Origin of the sequence: Geomonas propionica, from assembly GCF_016458235.1 — a bacterium.
GTDB classification, from domain to species: Bacteria; Desulfobacterota; Desulfuromonadia; order Geobacterales; family Geobacteraceae; genus Geomonas; species Geomonas propionica.
Map to the genome: position 1 here is coordinate 70,736 of NZ_JAEMHK010000004.1, position 24,507 is coordinate 95,242.

Consider the following 24,507-nt stretch of genomic DNA (forward strand, 5'->3'; position numbering starts at 1 on the left):
CTCTCATCAATAGTAAAACGTTGGAGGTGTAACAACCCAGAGCAGCTTCGCCGCGCTTTTTCCTACGTTCTTAACGGCATGTTTTCGGTCGGAGGAGAAATAAAAACACTCCCCCTTGTCCACGGTGTACAGCTTGTCGTCCAGGCGCAACTGAACTTTGCCCGAGATGACGAAGCCGAATTCCTCGCCCTCGTGGATGGGCTGTTCGTCCATCTCCCCTCCGGGATCGAGCGTCACCAGCACCGGGTCCATCTCACGGTTCTGCGCGCCAGGCACCAGGAGTTCCACCTTGACGTTGTCGCCGTCGTCCGTCGCCTGCACCCGGGCATCTTTTCCGAACACGATGTCCTGGTCGACTTCTTCGCTGAAGAATTCCTGCATGCTGGTGCCGAGGACGTCGACGATGTCCTTCAGCGTCGCGATGGACGGAGACGTCGCATCGTTCTCCAACTGGGATATGAAGCCCTTGGTCAGATCGGCGCGGCTGGCCAGCTCTTCCTGAGTCAGTGAATTGGCCATCCTGAGCCTCTTCAACCTCTCACCGATTTTCAAGTGTCCTCCCCGGTTTAGTAACAGTAAACCTTTTGTATTTTTGCAATGTATTGCGTTGCCCCTTTTTTGTCAACAAAAAGTTTAGTAATGGTATACTTCCTGTTTAACCTTTAACACTAATTAATCTTCCTGATTTTGCAACCTACCGATCTATCGTGGGTTTACGTAATGCACGCACATCAACAATGCGTATACACATCCTTCCTTTAGCCACCCGGGTACCGAAACACCGACGCCACCAATGACGCGGCACTTGGCCATGACATGCGCGGAGCGAGGTCTCCCCGCCCCCCTACTGAACCTGGCTTAACGTATACCGATTCACGCTAACTAGCTGTTGAGCCGAGACTTTTTTTGTGCTACTACTCGTAGATCGGCCCTTTTCCCTCTCCCTGGCCGAGGCTAACTCCATACAGAGGACACAGCATGAACCTTTTAGATGGCAAGAAGTGCGCTGATAGCCTGATTGTGGGCATCGCGAAACAGGTGGCACGCCACGTCGACGCGGGGCTCAGGAAACCGCATATGACGGTGATCCTGGTGGGAAACCACGCGCCCAGCGAGTCCTACGTCAAATCGAAGATCACCACCTGCTCGCTCTCGGGCTTCGACAGCAACCTGATCCGCCTCGCCGAAACGGTGTCGGAAAAGGAACTCCTGGCGCTTATCGCCGAGATCAACGAGGACAACTCCACCGACGGCGTCATCGTGCAGCTGCCGCTTCCCAAGCAGATCAACGCCCAGCGCGTCATCAACGCCATATCCCCAGACAAGGACATCGATGGCTTCCACCCCACCAATTTCGGGCGCATGGCGCTGGGGCAAAAGGCGTTTCGTCCTGCCACCGCCTACGGCATCTGCAAACTGCTGCAGTTCTACCAGGTACCGGTAGCAGGCAAACACTGCGTTGTCATCGGGCGTTCCAACATCGTGGGCAAGCCGATCTCCATCATGCTCTCCAACGATTTTGACATCGGCAACGCCACGGTGACCCTTACCCACATCGAAACCCCGCGCGAACTGCTGCTGGAGGAAACCCGCCGCGCCGACATCGTCATTGTCGCCGTCGGCATCCCCGGCTTCGTCACCCCGGACATGGTGCGGGATGGCGTAACGCTGATCGACGTCGGCATCAACCGCTTGGAAAGCGGCAAGCTCGTCGGCGACGTCGACTTCGCCGCCGTGGCGCCCAAGTGCGAGTGGATCACCCCGGTCCCCGGCGGCGTGGGACGCATGACCGTGGCTGCCCTCATGATCAACACGCTCGCCGCCTACCAAAACAACTTCGAGCTGGCCTAAAACAGGTTCTACGTTCCGCGTTCTATGTTCTACGTTGAAAACGAAAAGGGTCCCGGCATTTGCGCCAGGACCCTTTTCTGTAGCAGACTACCTATTTATGTTTCTTATCTTGCCTTTTATCCCTTTTATCCCTTTTATCCCTGTTAAGCGCTTTAGAGAATGAATTGCGAGATGGTGTAGGCGACCACCGTGGAGACGCCTACGCCAATCAGACCAGGAATCATGAAGCTGTGATTCAACAGGAACTTGCCGATCCTGGTGGTGCCGGTGCGGTCCATGTTGATGGCGGCCAGGTCACTCGGGTAAAAGGCAAAGAAGAAGTAGGCGTAGCTAGCAGGCATAAGCCCGAGCAGCAGCGGGATCGGAAGCCCCAGGGCAAGGCCCAGCGGCAGCGTGATGGCGAGGGTAGCCGCCTGGCTCTTGACGAAAGCGGAGATGCAGAAGGTGGCGATGGCGAAGGTCCAGGGTGCCATCTTGACCATGATGCCGATGTTGTCGATCAGGTACTTCTTGTTGGCGCTGATGAAGGTATCGCTCATCCAGGCGATACCGAAGATGGAGACGACCGCGATCATGCCGGCGATGAAGACACTCGAGTGGGCAATGTCCTTGGCCTTGACCTTGGCGGCGAAGAGGATGAAGGCGCCGTAGGCAAGCATGATGAACTGCACGACGGTGGTCATCGGAATGGGCTTCTTGTCGGCGGCCAGCGGGAGCAGCCACGGACAGCTGGCCATCAGGATGATGGTGCCCACGCCGGCGAAGAACAGCGCCACGGAAACCTTGGCGACGGTTGAGATCTTCTTGTCCAGGGTGGTCACGTCGGCATCGAGGTTCTTACGGAATTCCGGATCCTGCAGGCGGGCCTGGAATTCGGGGTCCTTGTCGAGTTCGAGACCGCGGTTGAAGCTCCAGGCTGCGGCGGCCAGCACGCCGATGATGCCGGCAGGCATGGTGACCGAGATGATGTCGATCAGGGTGACGGGGTGACCGGCCTTGGCGGCGAAGCCCAGGAAGAAGGTAACAGCGGCGGCCACCGGGCTCGCGGTGATCCCCATCTGGGAGGCGACGCTGGAAATCGCCATCGGGCGCTCGGGGCGGATCTTGGTTTTAATGGCGACGTCAGAGATGACCGGCAGCAGCGCGTAGACCGCGTGCCCGGTGCCGCAGCAGACGGTCAGGAAGAAGGTACAGAGCGGGGCCAGAATTGTGACGTACTTGGGATGGGCCCGAAGCAGTTTTTCGGTCAACTGCACCAGATAATCCAGGCCACCCGCCACCTGCAGGGTTGCCGACGCCGTGACCACCGCGAGGATGATCAGCATGACGGCGATGGGGGGCTCCGAGGGGGCGCTGCGAAAACCGAGCACCAGCACCGATACGCCCAGGCCGCCGATCAGACCGAGCGCCACGCCGCCTTTGCGGATACCTATCAGCACCGCGCCGAGTACGAGTATGAATTGGATCCAGAACATCGCTGCCATGACGACCTCCTATGTTGCTCCTGGTTAGCTTTGGCGAGGATGATGCCTCGCGTCGTTATCTAACCGTGGTAGAGCAGGCATGATGCCAAGATTCACATTTCATATAAGTCCTCGGTTATACAGGGAATATCCCTTGCAACGCCGCAACCCGAAAACAAAAATGCCATAACCGGAGGCTATGGCATCTCATATCTGCAGGGTGAAATACATGTGTTTTCAATAGTTTAAGCGCGGATATAACGCGCGGTTATCATTATAACCGAAGGTTATGCCTCTTCATGAGGGGTGGCAGCGGTGGCGCCGGCAGTTTCTGGAACCGCCCTAAATTTACGAGTGCATCATCTTCAACCGCTTGCTGAGGGCGGGCTGGGAGATCCCCAGCAGCCGAGCGGCGAGGGTCTGGTTGCCGTTGGCGCGGGCCAGCGCCTCCTGGACCAGGAATGCGGCTGCATCGCTGAAGGTGGGAAGCTCGTCGAAGCCGCTGAAGGGATTCTGTTTTGGGGGAGCCGCAGCGGAGGGGCCCGCCTCGGCCTGCGCTGACTCGACCGCCTTCACGAAGTTGTCCATGGAGAGCATCCGGTCGCGGTGCACGCTGACGGCGTCGAACACCATCGCCCTCAGCTCCCTGACGTTTCCGGGAAAGCTGTAGGTAGAGAGAAACTGCGCAAGCCCCTTGGGGGGCGTCGGCTTCTTCTTGCCCAGCGCCTCGGCCGCCTCGGCCAGGAAGTGGTCCAAGAGAAGCGGGATGTCGCCGCGGCGCTCCCTGAGCGCCGGGATCTGCACCCGGTGCGTGCGCAGGCGATAGTACAGGTCGCGGCGGAACTTCCCCTCCCCTTCTTTGGCGGACAGGTTCTGGTGCGTCGCTACGATGATGCGGGCCTTGAGGCGCTTGGGGAGGTCGCACCCCAGCGGAAAATACTCGCGCTCCTGCAAAAGGCGCAACAGCTTCACCTGCGAGGGAATGCTCAAGTCGCCGATCTCGTCCAAAAAGAGCGTGCCATCGCTGGCCTCTTCCACCATGCCGCGCCGGGCCTGATCCGCACCGGTATAGGCGCCGCGCACGTGTCCGAACAGGGTATCGGCGAAGACGGTGTCGTCGAGCCCCGCCACGTTCACCGTGACCAGCTTGCCGCGGCAGCCGCTCAGGCGGTGCACCGCCTGGGCGATCAGCTCCTTCCCTACCCCGCTCTCCCCCGTGATCAACAGCGGCTGCGGGCTTTTCGCCACCGCCTCGATATAGGCGAACACGTCGAGCATGCCGCGGTCGGCGGTGACGATGGCGGAGAAGGCCTCCGGGTGGGACAGCTCGCGCGAGATCAAGCGGCTCGACACCTCCTGGAATTCGCTTCTCATCTCCACCATCCGGATCGCCCGCAAGACGCTCCCGACAATGCGCTCTTCCTCGTCGGTCTTGACGCAATAATCGAAGGCGCCCAGGCGCATGCAGCGCACCGCGGTCTCCAGCTGGTTCAGGCCGCTCAGGATGATCACCGCGATGTCCGGGTAGCGTTCCGCGATCTGGGCCAGCACTTCTTCTCCGGAGAGGAACGGCATGGTGAGGTCAAGCATGACTAGGCCGATGCGTTTCTCTTCCAGAATCGAGAGCACCTGCCGGCTGTCGCTGCAGGTGGTGATGTTGTTGATCCCCCCGGCGGTCTCCAGGGTGAGGGTCAGGGAACCGAGCCAGTCGGGTTCGTCATCGACCAAAAGGACGCCGAAATCGGGGTAGAGGGTCTCGGTCACGCAGTAGCCTCCTTGTGATGGGCGGGCAGGGTCAGGGTGACCGTGGTGCCGCCCTCGTCGGATTGGAACTCCAGGGTGCCGCCATGCTCCTTGACGATGCCGGCGGAGACGGAAAGCCCGAGACCGGTGCCGCCCTGGTCCTGCTTGGTGGTGAAAAAGGGATCGGTCAGGCGCGACAGGTGCTCGGGCGCGATGCCGGCCCCCTCGTCGCGCAGCCTGAGCACCACGGTGTCCCGGAAGGCGTCGTGCCAGGTGATGAGCTCGATGCCGCGCTCAGGGTCGGGGAGCGCCTGGCAGGCGTTCAGGATCAGGTTGACCAGCACCTGCTCGATGCGCTGCCGGTTGCCACGCACCCGGGGAAGGCCCTTGCGGTAGCCGACGCTGAAGTTGCGGGTCGCCTTGCGGATGGTCGGCTCCACCAACCGCACCGCGGCCTGTGCCGCCGTGTTCAGATCGATGACCTCGTTGCCGCTGGTGCTGTCCTGGCGGGCGAAGTCCTTCAGGTCGTCCACGATCCGCTTGATGCGCTTCCCGGCATCCTGGATCTTCTCCAGCGACTTGGGCACCTCCTGGCGCATCCTGGAGTACGGCAGCCCGCCGCAGATGAAATCGCCGTTTTCCTCGTAGTAACGCTCCAGGATCTTGGTGGCGTCAGTGTGGAAGCGCTTCAGGATCGGGGCTTCCAGCAGGATGATCCCGGTCGGGTTGTTGATTTCGTGCGCCACGCCGGAAACGAGCACGCCCAGCGCCGCCATCTTGTCCGCCTGCACCAGCTGCTGCTGGTTGAGCCGGAGTTCCTCCTCGACCTGGCGCCGCTCCGCGATCTCCCGGGTCAGGTCCGCCGTGCGCAGGGCCACCTGCCGGTGCAGGGTGCGGGACCAGAGGGCAAAGCCGCTTAAAAGGAGGAAGAGCGGCACAACTACGACCGCGGCGTATTTTATGATGGTCCACAAGTCGATCGGCGTGGTATCGACCACCCCGAGCCACTTGTTGTGGATCGCGTCGTACTGACCGGTCTTCTTGAGGATGGCGAGTCCTTCGTTGAAGCGCGACAGCAGTTCCGCGTTTCCCTTGTCGACCGCGTAGCAGTAGCGCTGCGTTGCGACGTTGCGCACCACCGGCACCAGGTTGGTGAGTTTCAGCTCGCGGATCATGTACATGCCGGGGACGATGGCCACCACGGCGTACTCGACCTTGCCCGAGGCGACCAGGCGCAGGGCATCGGCGGGGGTATCGGTCAGGGTGAGCTTCCCTCCCACTCCCTGCCGGATCAGGTAGTCGTGCATGATACCGCCGCGATGTACCGCAACCGTCTTTCCCTTGAGTTCCTCCAAGGAATTGACAGAAGGGTTGTCTTTGCGGCCGAAGATGGCGTGATTCACGACGGCGTGCGGGACGGAGAAATCGACCTCGTCCGAGCGTTCCGCGGAGTAGGACATCCCCTGCAGCACGTCCACGCGCCCGGCCTGGAGCGCGTCGCGCATCTCCGCCCAGTTCCCCAGGCGGAATTCCACCTTCATCCCCATGACCTCGGCGATGGCGCGGGTCAGGTCGACGTTGTAGCCGGCGGGCTGGCCGGAGCGGTCGATGAACTCGTAGGGGGGGTAATCCCGGTCGCCGCCGACAACGACAGTGCGGACTTGTGCGGCGGCGGCCGAACCGGCCGCGACAACCAGGGAGGGGGCAGCAAGAAAACAGAGGACGACAAGGGCAAGGAGGAGGCAGCCCCTCCCCGGCTGGGGTGCCAGGAGGAGCCGCCCTATGGCGATGCGCACGAGGCTGGTCCGAAGCGGACGGTCTGGCATGGTCTTATTCCGGCACAGTCAGTGCCTGCTGGTGCCGCTCTGCGACCTCGATGCCCGCGAAACGGAGCAACTCCGCCTCGACATCCTCCGGGGTCCCGGGCTCCTCGAAACTGATCCGCCCCGCCTTGCCCGCCCGCAGTTCGCGCAGGAAGGTCTCGGCGGCACGGTGCACGTCGACTACGCCGCCGCTCATGATGCAGCCCAGGCAGCGTCCCACCGCCTCGACCACCTCGTGGGGACCCTCCGGGAGCTCGGCCAGCTTGTAGCGCTCCTTCAAAAGTTCCGGGTAGCGACGCATCATGTACGCGGCGGCGAAGACCCCGACATTGGTGTAGTCAAGCGCATTGGCGCCGATGGCGCCGCTGGCGGCCAGACGGTAGGCGCCCCCCTGATCGTCCATGGCGGGCCAGAGCAGGCCGGGGGTGTCGAAGATGAGGATGCCGTTGTTGAGCGGGATCTGCTGCGGACGCATGGTCACGGCCGGGCGGTCCCCGACCTTGGCGATGCTTCTCCCCGCGAGGGTGTTGATCAGCGTCGACTTGCCAACGTTGGGAATCCCCACCACCATGGTGCGAATCGGATAGCCCGGGTTGCCGCGCTGCGGCACCATCTGCTTGCACAGCTTCACGAGGCTCTTCACCTCGGGGATATTCTTTGCGACCAGCGGCAGGGCGCGCACGCCCGCACTCTTCTGAAAATGCTGCACCCACGCCCTCGTTACGGCCGGGTCGGCGAGATCGTTCTTGTTCAGCACCTTGATACAGGGCTTGTTCCGGCGCACCTGCTCCAGCAGGTGGTTCGAGCTGGAGTACGGGAGGCGTGCATCGAGGACCTCGATGATCAGGTCGATCTTGCGGACCAGTTCCGAGATCTGTTCGAGCGCCTTGCTCATGTGGCCGGGGTACCATTTAATCGTCATCTATATTTCCTTGGCAATACTGAAATCACGACACAACGCGACACCATAGCACAGTTGCCGCTCAAAATACCACACCGCTTGCGCTACCTTTCCCTCTCATGTGGATCACAGGGTCCACGCATTAATATTAACCCGATTGACTCAGGTTGCCAGCAACGCTAGCATTGCAAATGTTAAAAATTTCACATCTTTGGAAAGGAGCAGGTTTAACGGCGGCGACAAGACGCCGCAGCAGGAGAACGAGCGATGAAAGAGCTATTGGCAGAGGCGATCAGGCTGGCGGTGAACATGGAACGGAACAGCGAGATGCTGTACCGCAGGGGCGCCATGGCGGCAACGGAACTGATGCAAAAAACCTTCTTCGAGCGGCTCGCGCAGGAAGAGTCGCGGCACATCGAAGCCCTGCTGCAGCAGCTGCCCCACCGGGAGGCGAGGGAAATCGATCCGGGGGGACCGCAGGTGCGGGTCCCAGCCGCCATGGAACGGAGCGCGGCGCCGGGCAACCACCTGCACCAGGCCCTGCTCGACAAGCGTTTCAGCATCGACCTCTACGCCACTTTTTGCCGATGCTTCAAAGAGCCCGCTCTGTGCCGGTTCTTCGATGCCGCGCTGGCCGTCGCCCGCAGAGAGTTCAAGCAGATCACCGCCGAATACCTTAAGGGAGGGCGGACCGAGGTTGCTGCTGCCTCTCCTCCGCGGCGCAGTCACCAGCGGGGCGAACTCCCCCAGCGCCTCCCCAACCGCCATACCCAGCTATTCTTCGCCATGCAGGACTGCGGCAGACAGTCCCGCATCGGCTGATCCTCAAGCCGCCTCAGCCGATCTCGGCTGCCTCAGGCAACCTCAGCAGACGAAGGGGGACCGGCACCTGCGGAGCCAGTCCCCTCTCAGGCTGCCTCGGGCGCAAGCTCCGGCAGCCTGTTCTTGTTTATCCTCAGCACCAACCCCGCCGCAAGCAGGCAGATCATTCCCGAGAGCAGGAACGCGATCATGTAGTCTCCGAGGTAGGTGCGCACGGTGCCGGCAAAGGTCGCGGCGAGCGCGGCTCCCACCTGGTGACTGGCGAAGATCCAGCCGAACATCACCCCGACCTTGTCCCGGCCGAAGGCCTCGGCGGTGAGCCGCACCGTGGGAGGCACCGTGGCGATCCAGTCCAGGCCGTAGAAGATGGCGAAGGCGGAGAGGCTCCATTGCGGCCCCGAGAGCGCGAAGGGAAGTCCCAAAAGCGACAGCCCGCGCAGGCCGTAATACCAGCAAAGGAGGTAGCGGCTGTTGTAACGGTCGGAGAGCCATCCCGACAGGGTGGTGCCGAAGAGGTCGAGGATCCCCATGAAGGCGAGCAGTCCCGCCGCCTGGACCTCCGGGATGCCGTGGTCGACGCAGGCAGGCACCAGGTGGGTGCCGATGAGGCCGTTGGTGCTGGCGCCGCAGATGAAGAAGCTCCCGGCGAGGAGCCAAAAGTCGGTGCTGCGCACGCCTCGCTGCAGCCCCGACAGCGCTACCCGAAACGGATTTTCCCCAGAAGCCACCGGCACCGGCTCGTCAGCCTCGGCGCCGTAGCGCGAGGTCCCCACCTCCTGCGGATGGTTGCGCATGATGAAAAGCACCAGGGGGAACACCACGAGGGCCGCCCCGGCGGTGGCGAAGGCGGCGGCGCGCCAGCCATGGTGGTGCGACAGCTGGGCCAGCAGCGGCAGGAAGAGGAGCTGCCCGGTCGCGGCACTGGCCGTCAATACCCCCATCACCGTTCCCTGCGACTCCTTGAACCACCTGTTCACCACGGTGGCGCTCAGGCTGTACGCGGTCATGCCCGCCCCGCACCCCACCACCACGCCCCAGATCAGCACCATGTGCCAGGGGCGGGTCATCAAGGTGGTGGCGCTGACCCCGAGGGCGAGCAGAAACAGCGCGACGGCCATGGTGCGTCGCACGCCGATCTTATCGAAGAAGGCGGCGGCGAAGGGTCCCATCAAGCCGTAGAGGAGCAGGTTCACCGAGACCGCCAGCGAGATGGTGGCGCGTGACCAGCCGAATTCGTGCTCCAGGGGCACGATGAGGATACCGGGTGTCGACCTGATCCCGGCCGTGGTAAGGAGGGTCAGGAAGGTAATGGCCATGATAAACCAGGCGTAGTGCAACTTTCTCGAGGCTGCCATCTCTACTTCCCTCCCCTACTCGGACTCGACGGAGTCCGCCGTCACCGCATCCTGACCGGCCATTCCTTCCAGCGCCACAACCAACTCCCCGAGCTGCCGCACGCCGTCAACGCCCAGCCGCTGTTCGATCAACCGCTGCGCCTCGGTCCAGCGCGGCCGCGCCTGCGCCACCGCCGCCCGCCCTGCTTCGCTCAGGCTCACCCCCCTCTCCCGCGAATCGGACGATGCTGCCCCTTCGACCAGGCCGGCCTGCTCCAGGCTCTTTAGGTTGCGCACCAGCGTGGTCCGGTCCAGCCTGAGCATCCTGGCTAACGCACTAACACTGACCGAGCCGGAACGGGAGAGGTTCACCAGCACCGAGTACTGGGTCACCTTGAGCCCAGCCGACTGCAGGGCGTCGTCGTACACCTTGGTGATGGCGCGCGAGGCCCGGCGCAGGTTGACACAACTGCAGACGCTGGGCTGGTCGGTCGGTCTCTTTTTGGTCCTGACGGAAGGTGCTTGAGTCATCGCATCCATAACGCCTCCTATGCGTGCATATACACGCATATAACATTCGCGCATCATCCGGTCAACTGTTTCTTGCTCCGCGCTGGCCGCGCTGGCATCGCCGCTGCCATGAAACATGATAAAGTTAAACCTTTCGCGCCGGGAACCACGCCGTGCCGGAAGCCTAGAGCCCGCAACAGCCCAAACATGACGGAGCAAAACCATGTCCAACTTCGCCGATCATTACCAGCAGCTCCCGGGAACCGATGGCGTCCCCGCCCCCCCGCTCGAACAATATGAAATTCTGCGCCAGCGCCGCGGCTCCGCCTACAGCCCGCGCACCCGGCACCTGCTCCCGGAGGGGTGGGCCAAGTACACCAACCGCCTCTTCCTGGAAACAAGCCCGTACCTGTTGCAGCACGCCCACAACCCGGTGAACTGGTTCCCCTGGGGGGAGGAGGCCTTCGAGCTGGCGCGGCAACTGGACCGGCCGGTCCTGGTCAGCATCGGCTACGCGACCTGCCACTGGTGCCACGTCATGGAGGAGCAATCCTTCGAGGACGAAACCATCGCCGAGTTCATGAACCGCCACTACATCGCCATCAAGGTGGACAGGGAAGAGCGGCCGGACGTGGACACGGTCTACATGACCGCAGTGCACGCCATGGGGCTGCAGGGGGGATGGCCCCTGAACGTCTTCGTCGCCCCGGACCGCAAACCCTTCTATGGCGGCACCTACTTCCCACCCAATGACTATCCTGGCGGCCTGGGCTTTTTGTCCCTGTTGATGCGGATCAGGGAAAGCTTCGTCGCCGCGCCGGATAGGATCAGCCGCGCCGGCGTGCAGCTCACCGAGGCGATCCGCACCATGCTGGCGCCGACCGAAGGAGAGGAGTCCTGGCAGGAGGTTTCCCTGGACCAGGCGGCACGGCTGTACCGGGACCGGTTCGACGACAGAAACGGCGGGCTGGTCGGCGCGCCCAAGTTCCCCAGTTCCCTGCCGCTCGGGCTGTTGCTGCGCCGCTACCAGACCGGCGGCGACCGTCAGCTGCTCGCCATGGCGGAGTTGACCCTGCAGCAGATGGCGGCCGGGGGGATATACGACCAGGCCGGAGGCGGCTTCCACCGTTACGCGACCGACACCGCCTGGCAGATCCCCCACTTCGAGAAGATGCTCTACGACAACGCCCTGCTCGCGGTGAGCTACCTGGAGGGGTTCCAGGCGACCGGGCGCACCGAGTTCGCCAAGGTGGCGCGCGAGATCCTGCGCTACCTGCAGCGCGACATGCAGGCGCCAGATGGAGCCTTCTACAGCGCGACCGATGCCGACAGCCTGAGCCCCGAGGGTCACCGCGAGGAAGGCGTCTTCTTCACATGGACTCCGGAAGAGCTGATCGACGCGCTGGGTGAGGAGCGCGGCAACCTGGTGGCCTTTTGCTACGGGGTGACGCGAGGAGGGAACTTCGAGGGGCGCAGCATTCTGCACCGCGACCTGAGCGTGGCGGAACTGGCGGCCGAGTTGAAGCGCCCCGAGCAGGAACTCGAGCTCACGCTGGCGGACTGCCGGGAACTCCTGTACCGCGCCCGCGCCAAGAGGCCGCTCCCCTTGAGGGACGAGAAGATCCTGGCATCGTGGAACGGTCTCGCCATCTCCGCCTTCGCCCGCGCCGGGCTCGTGCTGAACAACCCCGAGCTGGTCCAGACCGCGGCCAAGGCGGCGGGATTCCTGATGCAGAACATGATGCATGACGGGAGACTGCGCCATAGCTACCAGGAGGGGATCGCCAGAGGGGAGGCGTTCCTGGATGACTACGCTTTCCTGATTGCTGGGCTCATCGACCTCTCCGAGGCGGGCCGAGATCTGCGCTGGCTGGAGCGATCGCTTGAACTTTGCGCGGCGGCGGTGGAGCAGTTCGAAGACCGCGAGCGGGGTGGCTTCTTCATGACCGGTCCGCACCACGAACAGCTCATCTCGCGGGAAAAGCCCGCCTACGACGGGGTGATTCCCTCCGGTAACTCCGTGATGGTGAGGAACCTGCTGCGCCTGAATACCCTTACCGGTGCTGTGCGCCTGCAGGAGCAGGCGGAACGTGCTCTGTCCGCCTTCGCCACGCAGTTGGCGAGATCCCCAGCAGCCCTCTCGGAAATGCTCCTGGCCGTCGATTACCAGCAGCAGACGCCCAAGGAGGTGGTGATCGTGGCGCCGGTAGGGAGGCCGGAGATGGCCGAGCCGTTCTTGGCCGGGTTCCGGCGGGTGTTCCTCCCGAACCGGGTGCTGGTGGTCGTATGTGAGGGAGATGAGTTGCGGCAGGCGGAGCGGCTGATTCCGCTTCTAGAGGGGAAAGTTGCGGAAGGGGATCGGGCGGTGGCGTATCTGTGCAAGAACAGGAGTTGCCAGCGCCCGACCAGCGACCCGGAGGAGTTCTACCGGCAGCTTAAGGAAACGGGCTAGCGCTGGTCCTTTTTCCAGTAGGGGGCTTTCACCGGCATGATCCAACGGACCCCGCCGCGGGGATCCTCAGTGTCGCCGGCATAACGGGGGATGAGGTGGATGTGCAGGTGCGGCACCGTCTGCCCTGCCGCCACCCCATCGTTGACGCCGATGTTGAATGCGTCCGGGGCATGTTGCTCCAGGAGCAGTTCCCGCATCTTCCCCACCAGGTCGAAGAGAGCGGCCTGCTCCTCCGCCGTGGTCTCGAAGAATGACGCGACGTGCCGTTTGGGAATGACGAGGGTGTGCCCCACGGTGACCGGGAAGCCGTCGTGGAAGGCGAACGCCAGCTCGTTTTCCAGCAGGACCTGCGCGGGATCGATCCGGCAGAAAGGACAAGTTGCTTCGGTCATCATCCCCTCTATACGAATTCCACCTTTTCGGCAGCGGCGGTCACCACGAAAACCTTTTCGTTGTTGCTGTCGGGGTCGCAAGGGAAAACGATGAAGGTCGCGCGTGCCGGTGAAAAGCCCTGGGTGTAGCCGACCAGGGTTTCGCCGTCCTTGAAGGAAACCTTGATCTTCTTCCCCAGCCCCACCCTCTCCACGTCCAGACGCTCCTGGTATTCCTGATTCCCCTGAAAGCTTTTGACGAAGAAGATGGCCTTCAACTGCTCCACGTTCACTTCATAGCGTTTAGCGGTCTCAGCTTCAGTGAGATGAAATAGCATCTTGTTGGCGGCAAGGTCCTCGGTGGTACCCTTAACGACATTGCCATCGGCATAACGAACCACGATCTTTGCTATCACCGGCAACCTCTCCCTTCGTACATCAATGCAGATTCATGTTGTAAACCAAAGACACTTCCTACTATCACAAACTGTGAACAATTAGAAGTAGTTTTGCTTGGGTTACAGCCAGTGGCGCGGATAGGAACGGTGATAGACGACGTTGTTGGTGAAACAGGCCACCACGAGCAGGATCAGCGCCCCGGTCAGGACCGGGAGCAGCACGAACGACGGCCCCACCGCCCCCTGCACACCGATCAGGGCGGTCGCCCCGCCGGGGGGATGGGTGGTGTGGGTCAGATTCATGAGGAAAATGGAGGTGCAGACGGCAACGGCCATGCTAACCGGCGTCGACCCTAACAGCGCGACCACGACCACCGCCACCAGGGCGGAGACGACGTGGCCGCCGATCAGGTTGCGCGGCTGCGCCAGCGGAGACTCGTTCGCCCCGAACAGGAGCACCGCCGAAGCGCCCAGGGAACCGATCAGCAGGGGATGGCCCAGCAGGATGGTCAGTTCGCTGATGACGAGGAGGGCGGCCATGGCGCTGACAAAGCTCCAAGCCGCGTAGCGCAGCGTCATGGGAGCGCGCGTACCGCGAATGGGGGCCCGGCAGCGCCGCGGCACCCGCGCCAGCCTCTTGCGGATAGCCACTTTTCTCCGCATCACCACGGAAAGACGTCGTTTCAAACTTTTCCTCCTGTCATTGAATTACCCCGACCCTCTCCCCCCGGGAGAGGGTCGGGGTAAGGGAGTCGATCTGGCAACATCCATTGGCGATGGCAGCGCCCTCACCCGGCCTTCGGCCACCCTCTCCCAAAGGGCGAGGGGTACGTGCCTGCATCTTGGTAAAAACATCGGAAGGGACAGCGGTAAACAGCCCTGGATTAAAACAGGGGCGGCCCACCCAGGCGCCGCCCCCGTAATTGCCGGCTACTTGCCAGCGAATGGATCCTTTATCTCCTGTTCCGGCTTGAACATCAGCTTCTTCACGCCGCGGTTGTTCAGGTACTTCGCTAACTCCAGGTCAACCTTGGCAGGTACTTCCACCCCTGCCTTGGCAAGCAGCTCGCGCAACAGTCGCTCGGCGGCCGCCGCGTGGGACAGGGCATCCGTCAGGACCCGCCGTGCCTCCTCGGGGTTGTGGAAGCCGACCGAATTCTCAGCCCCGATGAAGACCACGCGGTAGAAGGCTTCCTCGTAGTGGTCCTTGGCTTGGGCGTACAGCGTTTCATCGAGCTGCTTGCCGAAAGCCCGTGCCTTGTGTGCCATCTCGAAGAGCTTCGCGTCGGTGGCAGTGGCGTAGCCGGAGCGGATGAACTGCGACATGACCCGGTCCTGGATGGCGAAGATCTTCTCCCGCATCTGCTCCGGGGACTCTTCATGGCACTGCTTGCACGCCTTCAGGTCGTTCTTGAGCGGGCTCATGATGCGGTGGTCCGACACCTTCTGCCCGTTGACTTCAGCCGCCGGCATGTGGCAATCGGCACAGGTGACACCCGCCTGCCAGTGTACGCTGTTGTTGGAGAAGAGCTCGAACTCGGGGTGACGGATGAAGGCCAGCTTGAAGCCGGTGACGCTCTGGGTCCACTCCCCGCTCGGCTTGTTGCTCCTGAGCTTCTTGATGATGTTCTCGATGGTGATGCCACCCCACTTACTCCCGTCCCAGGGGAAGAAGACGTCGGTCGACTTCATATCGGCATCCTTGGGGATGCTGTAGGTGACGTGGCACTGGGCGCAGGCGAGGGTCCTCAGATCCTGCTTGGTCAGCTTGGACTGATCGACGCCCAGCTTTTCCAGCCCCTTGCCCAAGGTGAAGCCGCGCGAGATCCTGAGCGAGAGGTCACGGTTGTCGTGACAGTCGATGCAGGCGACGCCGAGGGTTTGGTCTCCCTTGGGGATCTTGGCGCGGATTTCCTGGTAGGGCTTGGCGAAGTAGTCACGGCCGAGCTGCTTTTGCAGGGTCGAGGCGTAGGGAGTCTTGCAGGTCAGGCAGGAGCCGCCGGCCTTGTAGCGGCCGGGATCGACCTCGAGCTGGTCCTGCACCATGTAGAAGTGCCCGCGCGGCTCCTTGTACTCGGTGCCGAAGGCCCAGCCGTTGTACAGAAGCGCGAGGAAGGGGTACTCGTCGATCTTGTCCGGGTTCTCCTCGCCGACGTCCCACCCTTTCTTGTACCTGCTCTTGCCGGCCGGGGTCGGTTCCGAGGTCTGCTTCCAGAGCTGGTACTGCTTCGGGTAGAGCTTGCCCCACTCGGCCGGGTCCACGGTCCCGTCCGCAATGGCCGGGCGCACCTCGGAAACCTCGATCTTCTTCGGGGAGCAGCCGGCTCCCGCCAGGGCCACCCCCGCCACCGCCATGACCACACATCCTCGCAGCATCTTCATCACATTCTCCTCTGTTCTGATTGGTAACGATGTGACATTACCTTGAGCAGGGAGCGTGCCACGACGAGCTTCAGCCGCAAATCATGAGAATATCGTTCTTTTCGAGAGCGGGTATCCGGAGAAATGGTGGTGGCTGGGTAACGTGGCGTTACCTACCGGTAACGTTTCATCTTCTTCCAGAGGGTCTTGCGGGAGATCCCCAGCAGGCGGGCGGCCTCGGCGCGCCGGTCCCCGGTAACCGCCAGCGCCTGTTCGATCAGCTCCGCCTCCCGGTGATCCAACTTGCTGGCGAGGACCGAGCCTTGGGCAGGTGAGCGCGCCGGCCCTGCTTCTTGCGCGGCTAGGGCGCCATGCCGGAATTCCCCAGGGAGGTCATCGATCATCAGGGTATCGCCGCTGCAAAGCGCGGTGGCGCGTTCCATGGCGTTCTTGAGCTCCCTGACGTTGCCTGGGTAGCGGTGGCTCAAGAGGGCTTCCTTCGCCTCCCGGGAGAGCTTCAGTTCCGGGCGTTCCATATCCGCTGCGAAACGGGACAGGAAGATGGTCGCCAGCGGCAGGATGTCCTCCAGGCGCTCCCGCAAAGGAGGAAGCTCGATCGGGATCACGTTGAGGCGGTAGAAGAGATCCTCCCGGAACTGTCCCGCGGCGACGTCCTGGCGCAGGTCGCGGTTGGTGGCGGCCACGATGCGCACGTCGACCTGGATCTCGCGGTTCCCCCCGATGCGCTCCACGGTTTTCTCCTGCAGGACGCGCAAAAGCTTCGCCTGTGCCGAAAGGGGGAGTTCGCCGATCTCGTCCAGAAAGAGAGTGCCGCGGTGGGCCTGTTCGAACTTGCCCTGGCGCTCCCTGATGGCGCCGGTAAACGCCCCCTTTTCGAAACCGAAGAGTTCAGATTCCAAGAGGTTTTCTGGGAGGGCGGCGCAGTTGATCTTGATGAGGGGGGAGCCGCTGCGGCGGCTCTTGCCGTGCAGCTCGCGCGCCACCAGCTCCTTGCCGGTGCCGCTTTCTCCGGTGATCAGTATGGTGGAATCGAGCGGGGCAGTGGAGCGGATCATCTGGAAGACGGGCTGCATGGCGGGACTGCGGCCGATCATGCCGCCGAAGGAGTGTTCGCTCAGCAACTGGTCGCGCAGCACCGAGATCTCTTCCTTTAGATGTTCACGCTCGGTGATGTCGCGGCTGACCATGAGGGTGCCGACGAAGCTGTCTTCGCCATCCTTGATGGGATAGTAGCTGTTCTCGAAGATGCGTCCTTTGACCTCCAGGGGACGCGTGTGAAAGGCGAGGGTTCCGCTTTTGAGGCTTGCCAGGATGGCAGCGATGCGTGGCCGGGCCGGCGGCGAGTGGATCGCAAGGAGGTCACGCCCGAGGTAGTTGGCGGCGTCGATGCCACGGATCTGTTCGGCCGCCGCATTGACGCAGACGATCTTGTTGGTATGGTCGGCGAAGATGATCCCCTCGCCCATGCTGGTCAGGATGGCCCTGAAGACTCCTTCCGTATCCATTGCCGCAGCTGCCATGCACCGCCTCCTGTTACCGTTTGGTAACGGCGATGATAGTCCATCCCGCGCCGCGGGCCATGACCCAGGTCAAAATTGACCAAAGAGTCAGCTGACCTCGACCCGGTTTCTGCCGGAGTGCTTGGCTGCATACATGGCCTGGTCCGCCCGCCGTATCACGGTCTCCTCGGTGTCGCCGGGCTGAAACTGGGTGATCCCGAAGCTGCAGGTCACCCGGCCGACCCGGGGGAAAGGATGATCTTCCACAAGGCACCTGATCCTCTCGACGAGGTTGCGCACCCTTTCGACGTCGTTGTGGTTAAGCAGGATGACGAATTCCTCGCCGCCGTAGCGGGCCACGGCGTCGGTCTTGCGGATCATCCCGCTCACCACCTGGGCAAGCTGAACCAGGACTGCGTCGCCGATTTCATGGCCGTAGTTGTCGTTGATCGACTTGAAGTGGTCGACGTCGAAGAAAACCAGCACCATGGGGATGCGGTACCTGCTGAACTCCGCCAACCGGGCCTGGAGCAGTTCCCTAAACTTCCTCCGGTTGAAGGTTCCCGTAACGGGATCGACTGTCGCCTGGTCTTCCAGGAGGGTGTTCACCCGGGTCAGTTCCTCCAGGGCGAGGTCGCGCTCAATGGTGCGACGCCTGAGATCCCGGTACCCTCCGTACAGCCCTCCAAGCCCCAGCAACCACACCCCCCCGTGCGCCGCCAACACCAGGATGTAATGCTGGCGCAAGCCAGGCTGGACCAGCTCCAGGGGGAGCTTGATGCTGATGCTGCCCCGCACGTCTCCCTTGCGGTACCCCTGCCCGGCATGGCACTTAAGGCAGCTCTCGTCGGTGATAAGGGGACGCATGAGCAGCAGGTAGCTTCGCCCCCCCTCCCTGACTTCGCTGCTCGCCTCCGTCTCACCACGCTCGAACGCCTGCAGGGCCTGGGCCTCCCAGACGGAGGGAGCGTTTTGCGGCCACAGCGGTTTCAGGCTGGTCAGGTGTCCGGAGATATTTTTCTGCTTGCTCGCCAGTTCGTAGATCTGGCGCATCATGTAGGCCGGATTGACGAAGGTCAGCACCCGTCCCGAAGGTGTCGTCACCTCGCGCTCCTGCATGGTGGCGGGATAGTGCGAACTGGGCACCAGCCCCTGGTCCAGCGGCACATAGACGCCGCCGTGCAGGGCGTTCCAGTTGCGGTACAGGATGTCTTTGTCGATGTAAGCCCGCGCGATGTTCTGCGCTATTGCGTCGGCCTCGTGCCGCAGGCTCACGATGCTGGCCGTCGCCGAGAGAGCGAATACCATGGTCCAGACCAGCGCGAGCATAAGCGAGTAGGTCCGCGAGTGGTCCCGGTTCCGCGGAGGGGGTGAGCTTGCACAAGGACCTGGTGCGCCCTCGTCCGCTGCGTCCCTGACCGACCTATGGCAGTGAGAAATATACGGTTGCACCTTTGCCCACTTCTCCCTCGCAGCCGACCCCGGCCTCCATGACGCTGAACGATCCTCTTAACCGTGGCGAGCCCAATGCCGCTCCCCTCGAACGCTTCGGCGTTTGCCAGCCGCTGGAACGCCTCAAAGACCCGTTCGGCGTTGCTGTTGTCGAAACCGATGCCGTTGTCCCTGACAAAAAAGAACTCCCGTCCCCCACGGCGGAGCACGCCCACGTCGATGCACGTCTCCGGCACATGTGCGCTGTACTTCCAGGCGTTCCCAATGAGGTTCTGCATTACCACCCGCAAAAGCGCAGCGTCGGCACGCGCTCTCATCCCCTTGGTGATGCTGAAAATAGCCGGCCGCAGCGGTTCCCGGGCCATCAGGCCGGCGGCGACATCGTCGGCGAGCGCCGTGACATCCACCTCCGCAAGGACCAGTTCATTGGTGCTCACCCGCGCGAACCTGAGCAAGGCGGTGATAAGTTCGTCCATCTTGTCGACGGAGGTGAGGATGGCGTTGATGTACCCTTCCGAGTCGCCGAGTTTTTGTGCCGGGATGTACTTCAGCAACTGGCAGTAGCCGGACACCGCTGTGAGCGGCGTGCGCAGGTCGTGGGACACCGTCGAGCAGAAGGCATCGAGCTCGCGGTTGAGGGCCTCGAGTTCCCTGCCTCGGGCAGTCAGGTCGCGGTTGAGCGCGATCAGCCTGAGCTCCGCCTGATCCCGTTCCTCGATGGTGCGGCGCAGGCTCCTTGCCCCGATCTCGATGCCGAGAAGTCCAAGTATCCACAGCAGCGCGAAACTTGCGGCATTGACCAGGCAGTTCTGCATGGCGATGGCCATGAGGGGCGCCATGGGCACGGCAACGCTGAGCCCCCCGCGCACCTCGCCGATTCGGTACCCCTGCTTGCCGTGGCACCTGAGGCACTCGGCCTCCGTCTTCAGCGGTTCCATCAGCCTGAGAAAGCTGCCGTCGTTCATCTCTACCACCGAGCTTTCTTCCTGGGAGCCGCGGGCGAAGGCATTCAAGGCGGCGGTTTCCCACCTGTCGGGGCTGTTCTCCGGGCGTAAGGGTTTGAGACTGGTGATGTGCCCCTTATCACCGTAGGACCGGGCGGCGAGATCGAAGACGAGCCGACTCATGTAGGCCGGGTTCACCAGGGTGAGATGCTTACCGTCGGTGGTGAAGAGGTCACGCTCGGGGACCTCGGCCAGGTACGGGTTCGGCGGGATCTGTGGGGAAACGGGGACGTAGACTGCGCCGTAAGCGGCGTTCCAATGCCTGTAGGTGAGATCCCGCTGGCACTGGCTCCTGGCCTGGGTGCGCGCGGTCTCAACGGCCTGAGACCGTTCGTGGCCGTAGTTGATTACCAGCAGGAGGGCTATGACCGCGGTCCAACCGAGGACGAGTCCCCACTTGTAACAGGTCAAGCTCTGAGGTGCACTGAGAGCGGCCGGCTGTTGGGAATGCTCCATGACTGTTCCCCACTATCTGGCCACCAGCAGCGGCCGCGATTGATGTAACAGTCGCTGAACCTATGGCCTGGACGCGGGATACTCATTGACCCAAGTCAAGAAACAGAATTTTTTAAAAAGAGAGGGGTGTTGAGGGAGCTGGAAGAGACGGCAAAAACCGATGGCGGGCACCCGAAAGGGTGCCCGCCATCATGAGCTATTGGCTTACGGCAGGGGTGCGCTCTTTTATGACCGCATCGCGGTCTGACATCTTGACGATCAAGGAAGCGCAATTCTGATTGTGCTCTATGGACTTGTCGTTGAAGGATTCCAGTTCACGCTTCAGCTTGTCGGAAGCCTCGTTGGCAGCCTTGACCACCAGGTTGTGTTCCTGGGTGCGCCTGTTGAACTCCTCTACTTGGGCGTCATCCGAAAGCACAACTTTGCGCTGCATTTCGAGCAGCGCGGCGGCCTGCTTCTTTATCTCCATCATCGCTTCGTTGTTCTGGGCGATGTGCTCTTCCAGCATCTTGCGCAGGTCCTTGATGTGATCTTCGGAATACATGCAGGAGCGGTACTGCTCCTGGGTACCGAAATCAATTTCCTTGCCGACGGCCTTGCCCGCCTCCTGAGTGGGTTGGGCTTGCTGCCCACCTTCCTGCTTGGCTTCCTGCTTCGTCCCCGGCGCAGCGTCGTGCTTGGTCTCCGGTGCAGCATCCGGCTTGGCCTCCGGTGCAGCATCCGGCTTGGCCTCCGGTGCAGCATCCGGCTTGGTCTCCGGTGCAGCATCTGGCTTGGCCTCCGGTGCAGCATCTGGCTTGGCCTCCGGTGCAGCATCTGGTGCAGCCTCCGGCTGAGCTTCAGGTTTGGGCTCCTGGGCCCCTTCCTGCTTCACCTCTTGCGAAGCCTCCTGTGCAGCCTCCGGCTTGAGTTCAGGTTTGACGGCCTCCGGTTTAGCATCCGGGGATGAAGCGGTGCCCTTCGTTGTCTGGCGCCACAGAGGCACCTCGGCTTGTTTTTCTCCCGACTCTTCGGCAAAGGCGGGACCGGTCATGACAGCAGCCAGAAGTGGCAGAAGGACAAACAGCGAGCGGTACATCACACACCTCCTTCAAATAATCATCACAATGAAAAACCGGGCACGCCCAGGAAACCGTCTTCTTTAGGTTGCCTGCACCTGTGCAAGGAGATCGCGTGCCGTGGCATCGTCCGGGTTCAGCATTACTGCAAGCTTCAATTGTTCCAGTGCCTCGTCCCGCTTCCCCTGCTGCAGACAGGCGTAGCCGTAGTCACGGCGCAGGTTGGGGAGCGAACTGTTCAGTTGCAGGGCGTTGGCGTAGTGGACCAGCGCCTGGGGGTCGCTCTGGCTCGCAAGAAGGTTGGCCAAGGCGTGATGGGCCTCTGCAATGGAGGGATTGACCTCGATCACTTTCAGGTAGAGTTCCCTGATCGTCTGCGGGTCTGCCCCAAGGGCCTGCTTAGCCGATGCCAGCCCGAAGTAGGCCGGGGCGAGTTGGTCGTCGAGTTCGATGGCGCCGCTGAAGCTCTTGGCAGCCGCGGCGAAGTCCTGCTTGACCAGGTAGATATAGCCCAGGTTGATCTTTACCAACGGCGCCTTGGGGTCCAGCTCCAGCGCGGTGCTGCAGTGTTCCAGCGCCTCGTCCACCCGGTTCGCCCGCAGCAGCGCAGCACCGAAGTTGTTCTGGCAGCTTACATGGGTGGGGACCAACTTGGCCGCCTTCTCGTAGTGAGCGATGGCCTCGTCGTTGCGCCCAAGGTCCTGCAAGAGGACCGCATAGGTGTAGAGCGCGCCGAAGTGGTAAGGAGCATGCTTGAGCGCCTCTTTCAGCACGGACTCTGCGTAGTCGTACAAGCGCAGATCGTGCAGGGCGTCCCCCAGCTTGTGCAGCATGTGGGCATTGTCGGGGGCAAGGCCGGTGGCTATCTCGAAACAGATGGCGCCCTCCCGGATGTACCCTTCCTTCTTGAGCAGGTCCCCAAAGGCAACCACCACCTCGTTGATGGCGGGACGTTTCACCGTCACCGAATCATCGACCAGCAGGTTGGACAGTTCGACCACCACCGCGCGGGATATGCTCTCCTCCCTCTCGGCAAGCCGTTCGCTCACTTCCCGCAGAGTCTGCACCGCCTGCTCCACGTTCCCGGTCTCCGCCTTGGCGGCGGCGGTGAAAAAGAGCGCCAAGAGGTCGTCGGGGTCCCGTTCCACCATGCCGGCATAGGCGGCGAGCACCGGCTCCAGTTCGCCGCGCGCATGCATCGACAGCGCGGTGAGGAAGGTCATCTGCCTGACAGGTGTGGTGGCCCTGACCGGGGTGGCGGCCCTGCTCTGCGTAGAGTCTTTCCCAAATATCTTGTCGAATATGCCCATGTGGTGATCCTTTTGCCGGCCCTTTTCCGTGGTGCCGGGGAGAATTCTCGCGCCGCAAAGGTATAGGATTCTGTAACTTTTTGCAAGACTGTATCTGACAGGCGAGGGGAATCAGCACTGGGAGGCACCAAGGCTTCAGAGTGTAACTCACAGCTACCGACGAAAAGCAGTTAATTGTTTTCGTAAAACTAAATTTCCGGACCTCCATTTCCCCGGTGAAGTGCGGAAATTACTTACCTAAATTGTGATCTGTGACCATTGCCGCATCCGCCTTCTCCAGTAACATTAGATTCCGTTAACCACGCATCACCGTCCCCTTGCCACCCAGTTGTGCAACATAAGGAGGCAGACCATGATAGGCAAAAACATCATCACCGGTCACGTAAGCAAAAGGTGGTTCAGCTTCCTCGCGGTTGTCCTACTCCTGGTGGTCACACTGTTACCGGATGCGGACGCCGGCGTGGTTCAACTGCCGAAGACCGGGCAAAAGGCATGCTACGACACGGCGGGGACAGAGATACCCTGTGCGGGAACCAGGCAGGACGGTGAACTGCAAATGGGATTGGCGCCCCCATCCCCCCGCTTTACCGACCACAACGACGGCACCGTCACCGACAACCTCACCGGGCTCATCTGGCTCAAGCAGGCCAACTGCTTCGGTCCCCAGCTCTGGATGGATGCGCTGAGCCTCGCCAAGAACCTTCATTCCGGGACCTGTGGCCTGTCCGACAACTCCGTTGCCGGTGACTGGCGCCTGCCCAACATTCTCGAACTGGAGAGCCTGGTGGACATTTCCAACATCAACCCAGCTCTCCCCACCGGACACCCCTTCACTAACGTGCAGAACACCGGCTACTTGTCTTCGACTACCAATGCGTTCCACCCGCTGCGGGCCCGCTACGTCTACTTTCCGGACGGTGCGGTCAACGGCGCCAGCAAGACGCTGGATCCGCACTTCGTGTGGCCGGTGCGGGGAGGACGCTAACCAAGAGAGCATAATCGACAGCCCGACGCTAAGCGCCCGGAGGGCAGGAGGTGCCAGATGGTCCGATACATTTTGCTGGTGTGCTTGTTGTTGCTGACCCTCGGTTGCGGGGGCGGAGGTGGCAGTGCCGGAACCAGCAGCAGCAGTGGCGGCACAGGAGGCGGCGGAACCGGGGGGGGGACGGGCGACAACGGCACCGGCGGCACGGTAACCCCACCCTCGCCCCCGCCAGCGCCGGTACAGCCGACCAGTGCGGTAGTGACCCTGTCGACGCAGGGGTCTCTGCCGCAGGATACCGCCATCGCCGGGCTCACGGTAACCTTGGGCATTCCCGCGGGGGTAACGGTCGCCACCGACGCCAACGGCGCCGTAGCCGCCGGAGTGGTGACCGGTTCGGGACAGACCACGGCCCAGACCGCCGTGACGCTGACCACCCTCGTCCCGTCCACGGCCAGCACGCCGGGTTCGCTGAAGGTGGTCCTGGCCAGCAGCGCCCCGGCCGGGTTCACGACCGGCGAGTTCGCCAAGATCTATTGCGGCATCAGCGACGGAAGTTTTCCCAAGTCATCGGATTTCTCCACCACCGACTTCCGGGCTGTCGACCTGCGGGGAGCCACCATCACCGGCCTCTCGCCCACCTTCAGCGCGGCCATAGAGTAGACGCCGACCATTTTGGCGTGGAACCGATCAGGA

At 62.3% G+C, this 24,507-nt stretch carries 21 protein-coding genes; 5 read left to right on the forward strand and 16 right to left on the reverse strand.

Going from position 1 to position 24,507, the window contains the following annotated elements; all coding sequences use genetic code 11:
- Positions 1-6: 6 nt before the first annotated feature.
- Positions 7-552 (reverse strand): helix-turn-helix domain-containing protein, encoded by a 546-nt coding sequence (locus JFN90_RS06805; protein WP_199394363.1) that lies wholly within the window; start codon positions 550-552, stop codon positions 7-9.
- Positions 553-978: 426 nt separating this feature from the next.
- Between JFN90_RS06805 and JFN90_RS06810 the strand changes: the two genes are divergently transcribed.
- Positions 979-1,851: a bifunctional 5,10-methylenetetrahydrofolate dehydrogenase/5,10-methenyltetrahydrofolate cyclohydrolase gene (locus JFN90_RS06810; protein ID WP_199394364.1), complete on the forward strand. Its 873-nt coding sequence runs from the start codon at positions 979-981 to the stop codon at positions 1,849-1,851.
- Between the two features lie 152 nt (positions 1,852-2,003).
- Here JFN90_RS06810 and JFN90_RS06815 read toward each other — a convergent pair whose 3' ends face one another.
- From JFN90_RS06815 to ylqF, 4 genes are all read right to left on the reverse strand, one after another.
- Entirely contained in the window at positions 2,004-3,335 is a 1,332-nt protein-coding gene (locus tag JFN90_RS06815) for an anaerobic C4-dicarboxylate transporter (protein WP_199394365.1), read from the reverse strand.
- A gap of 327 nt (positions 3,336-3,662) precedes the next feature.
- Positions 3,663-5,078 (reverse strand): sigma-54-dependent transcriptional regulator, encoded by a 1,416-nt coding sequence (locus JFN90_RS06820; RefSeq protein ID WP_199394366.1) that lies wholly within the window; start codon positions 5,076-5,078, stop codon positions 3,663-3,665.
- Positions 5,075-6,883: a transporter substrate-binding domain-containing protein gene (locus JFN90_RS06825; protein ID WP_199394367.1), complete on the reverse strand. Its 1,809-nt coding sequence runs from the start codon at positions 6,881-6,883 to the stop codon at positions 5,075-5,077. The genes JFN90_RS06820 and JFN90_RS06825 overlap by 4 nt, the downstream gene beginning before the upstream one ends.
- A 4-nt stretch (positions 6,884-6,887) precedes the next feature.
- Positions 6,888-7,802, reverse strand: a complete 915-nt coding sequence (ylqF, locus tag JFN90_RS06830) for a ribosome biogenesis GTPase YlqF (RefSeq protein ID WP_199394368.1) — start codon at positions 7,800-7,802, stop codon at positions 6,888-6,890.
- Positions 7,803-8,048: 246 nt separating this feature from the next.
- Between ylqF and JFN90_RS06835 the strand changes: the two genes are divergently transcribed.
- Positions 8,049-8,603: a ferritin gene (locus JFN90_RS06835; protein WP_199394369.1), complete on the forward strand. Its 555-nt coding sequence runs from the start codon at positions 8,049-8,051 to the stop codon at positions 8,601-8,603.
- Between the two features lie 86 nt (positions 8,604-8,689).
- Here JFN90_RS06835 and JFN90_RS06840 read toward each other — a convergent pair whose 3' ends face one another.
- Positions 8,690-9,958 carry an MFS transporter gene (locus tag JFN90_RS06840; protein ID WP_199394370.1) on the reverse strand — a complete coding sequence of 423 codons (1,269 nt, stop codon included), beginning with the start codon at positions 9,956-9,958 and terminating at the stop codon, positions 8,690-8,692.
- Between the two features lie 15 nt (positions 9,959-9,973).
- Positions 9,974-10,477, reverse strand: a complete 504-nt coding sequence (locus tag JFN90_RS06845) for a MarR family winged helix-turn-helix transcriptional regulator (protein ID WP_199394371.1) — start codon at positions 10,475-10,477, stop codon at positions 9,974-9,976.
- 193 nt (positions 10,478-10,670) lie between these two features.
- Between JFN90_RS06845 and JFN90_RS06850 the strand changes: the two genes are divergently transcribed.
- Complete coding sequence (locus tag JFN90_RS06850) at positions 10,671-12,899, forward strand: thioredoxin domain-containing protein (protein WP_199394372.1); 2,229 nt, start codon at positions 10,671-10,673, stop codon at positions 12,897-12,899.
- Here the strand turns inward: JFN90_RS06850 and JFN90_RS06855 are convergent.
- The 9 genes from JFN90_RS06855 to JFN90_RS06895 all read right to left on the reverse strand — a co-directional run bounded on the left by JFN90_RS06855 (position 12,896) and on the right by JFN90_RS06895 (position 22,829).
- Complete coding sequence (locus tag JFN90_RS06855) at positions 12,896-13,291, reverse strand: HIT family protein (RefSeq protein WP_236018903.1); 396 nt, start codon at positions 13,289-13,291, stop codon at positions 12,896-12,898. The two genes, JFN90_RS06850 and JFN90_RS06855, sit on opposite strands and share 4 nt — an antisense overlap.
- 8 nt (positions 13,292-13,299) lie before the next feature.
- Complete coding sequence (locus JFN90_RS06860) at positions 13,300-13,686, reverse strand: DUF6982 domain-containing protein (RefSeq protein WP_199394374.1); 387 nt, start codon at positions 13,684-13,686, stop codon at positions 13,300-13,302.
- A gap of 102 nt (positions 13,687-13,788) precedes the next feature.
- The gene (locus JFN90_RS06865) at positions 13,789-14,355 is read right to left on the reverse strand and encodes an HPP family protein (RefSeq protein WP_199394375.1); all 567 of its coding nucleotides are present in this window, start codon (positions 14,353-14,355) and stop codon (positions 13,789-13,791) included.
- Positions 14,356-14,598: 243 nt separating this feature from the next.
- Positions 14,599-16,050 carry an ammonia-forming cytochrome c nitrite reductase subunit c552 gene (locus JFN90_RS06870; RefSeq protein WP_199394376.1) on the reverse strand — a complete coding sequence of 484 codons (1,452 nt, stop codon included), beginning with the start codon at positions 16,048-16,050 and terminating at the stop codon, positions 14,599-14,601.
- 152 nt (positions 16,051-16,202) lie between these two features.
- The gene (locus JFN90_RS06875) at positions 16,203-17,570 is read right to left on the reverse strand and encodes a sigma-54 interaction domain-containing protein (RefSeq protein ID WP_199394377.1); all 1,368 of its coding nucleotides are present in this window, start codon (positions 17,568-17,570) and stop codon (positions 16,203-16,205) included.
- A gap of 87 nt (positions 17,571-17,657) precedes the next feature.
- On the reverse strand, positions 17,658-18,878 hold the full coding sequence (locus JFN90_RS06880) for a diguanylate cyclase (RefSeq protein WP_199394378.1): 1,221 nt from the start codon (positions 18,876-18,878) through the stop codon (positions 17,658-17,660).
- On the reverse strand, positions 18,821-20,461 hold the full coding sequence (locus JFN90_RS06885; protein ID WP_236018904.1) for a c-type heme family protein: 1,641 nt from the start codon (positions 20,459-20,461) through the stop codon (positions 18,821-18,823). Before JFN90_RS06885 ends, JFN90_RS06880 begins: the two co-directional genes overlap by 58 nt.
- A gap of 196 nt (positions 20,462-20,657) precedes the next feature.
- Entirely contained in the window at positions 20,658-21,539 is an 882-nt protein-coding gene (locus tag JFN90_RS06890; protein WP_199394379.1) for a prolipoprotein diacylglyceryl transferase, read from the reverse strand.
- A gap of 63 nt (positions 21,540-21,602) precedes the next feature.
- On the reverse strand, positions 21,603-22,829 hold the full coding sequence (locus JFN90_RS06895; protein WP_199394380.1) for a tetratricopeptide repeat protein: 1,227 nt from the start codon (positions 22,827-22,829) through the stop codon (positions 21,603-21,605).
- 352 nt (positions 22,830-23,181) lie between these two features.
- Between JFN90_RS06895 and JFN90_RS06900 the strand changes: the two genes are divergently transcribed.
- Together JFN90_RS06900 and JFN90_RS06905 are read left to right on the forward strand one after the other, a co-directional pair.
- Positions 23,182-23,814, forward strand: a complete 633-nt coding sequence (locus JFN90_RS06900) for an Lcl C-terminal domain-containing protein (RefSeq protein WP_199394381.1) — start codon at positions 23,182-23,184, stop codon at positions 23,812-23,814.
- 57 nt (positions 23,815-23,871) lie between these two features.
- Positions 23,872-24,474, forward strand: a complete 603-nt coding sequence (locus JFN90_RS06905; protein ID WP_199394382.1) for a hypothetical protein — start codon at positions 23,872-23,874, stop codon at positions 24,472-24,474.
- The last annotated feature ends 33 nt before the right edge of the window (positions 24,475-24,507 follow it).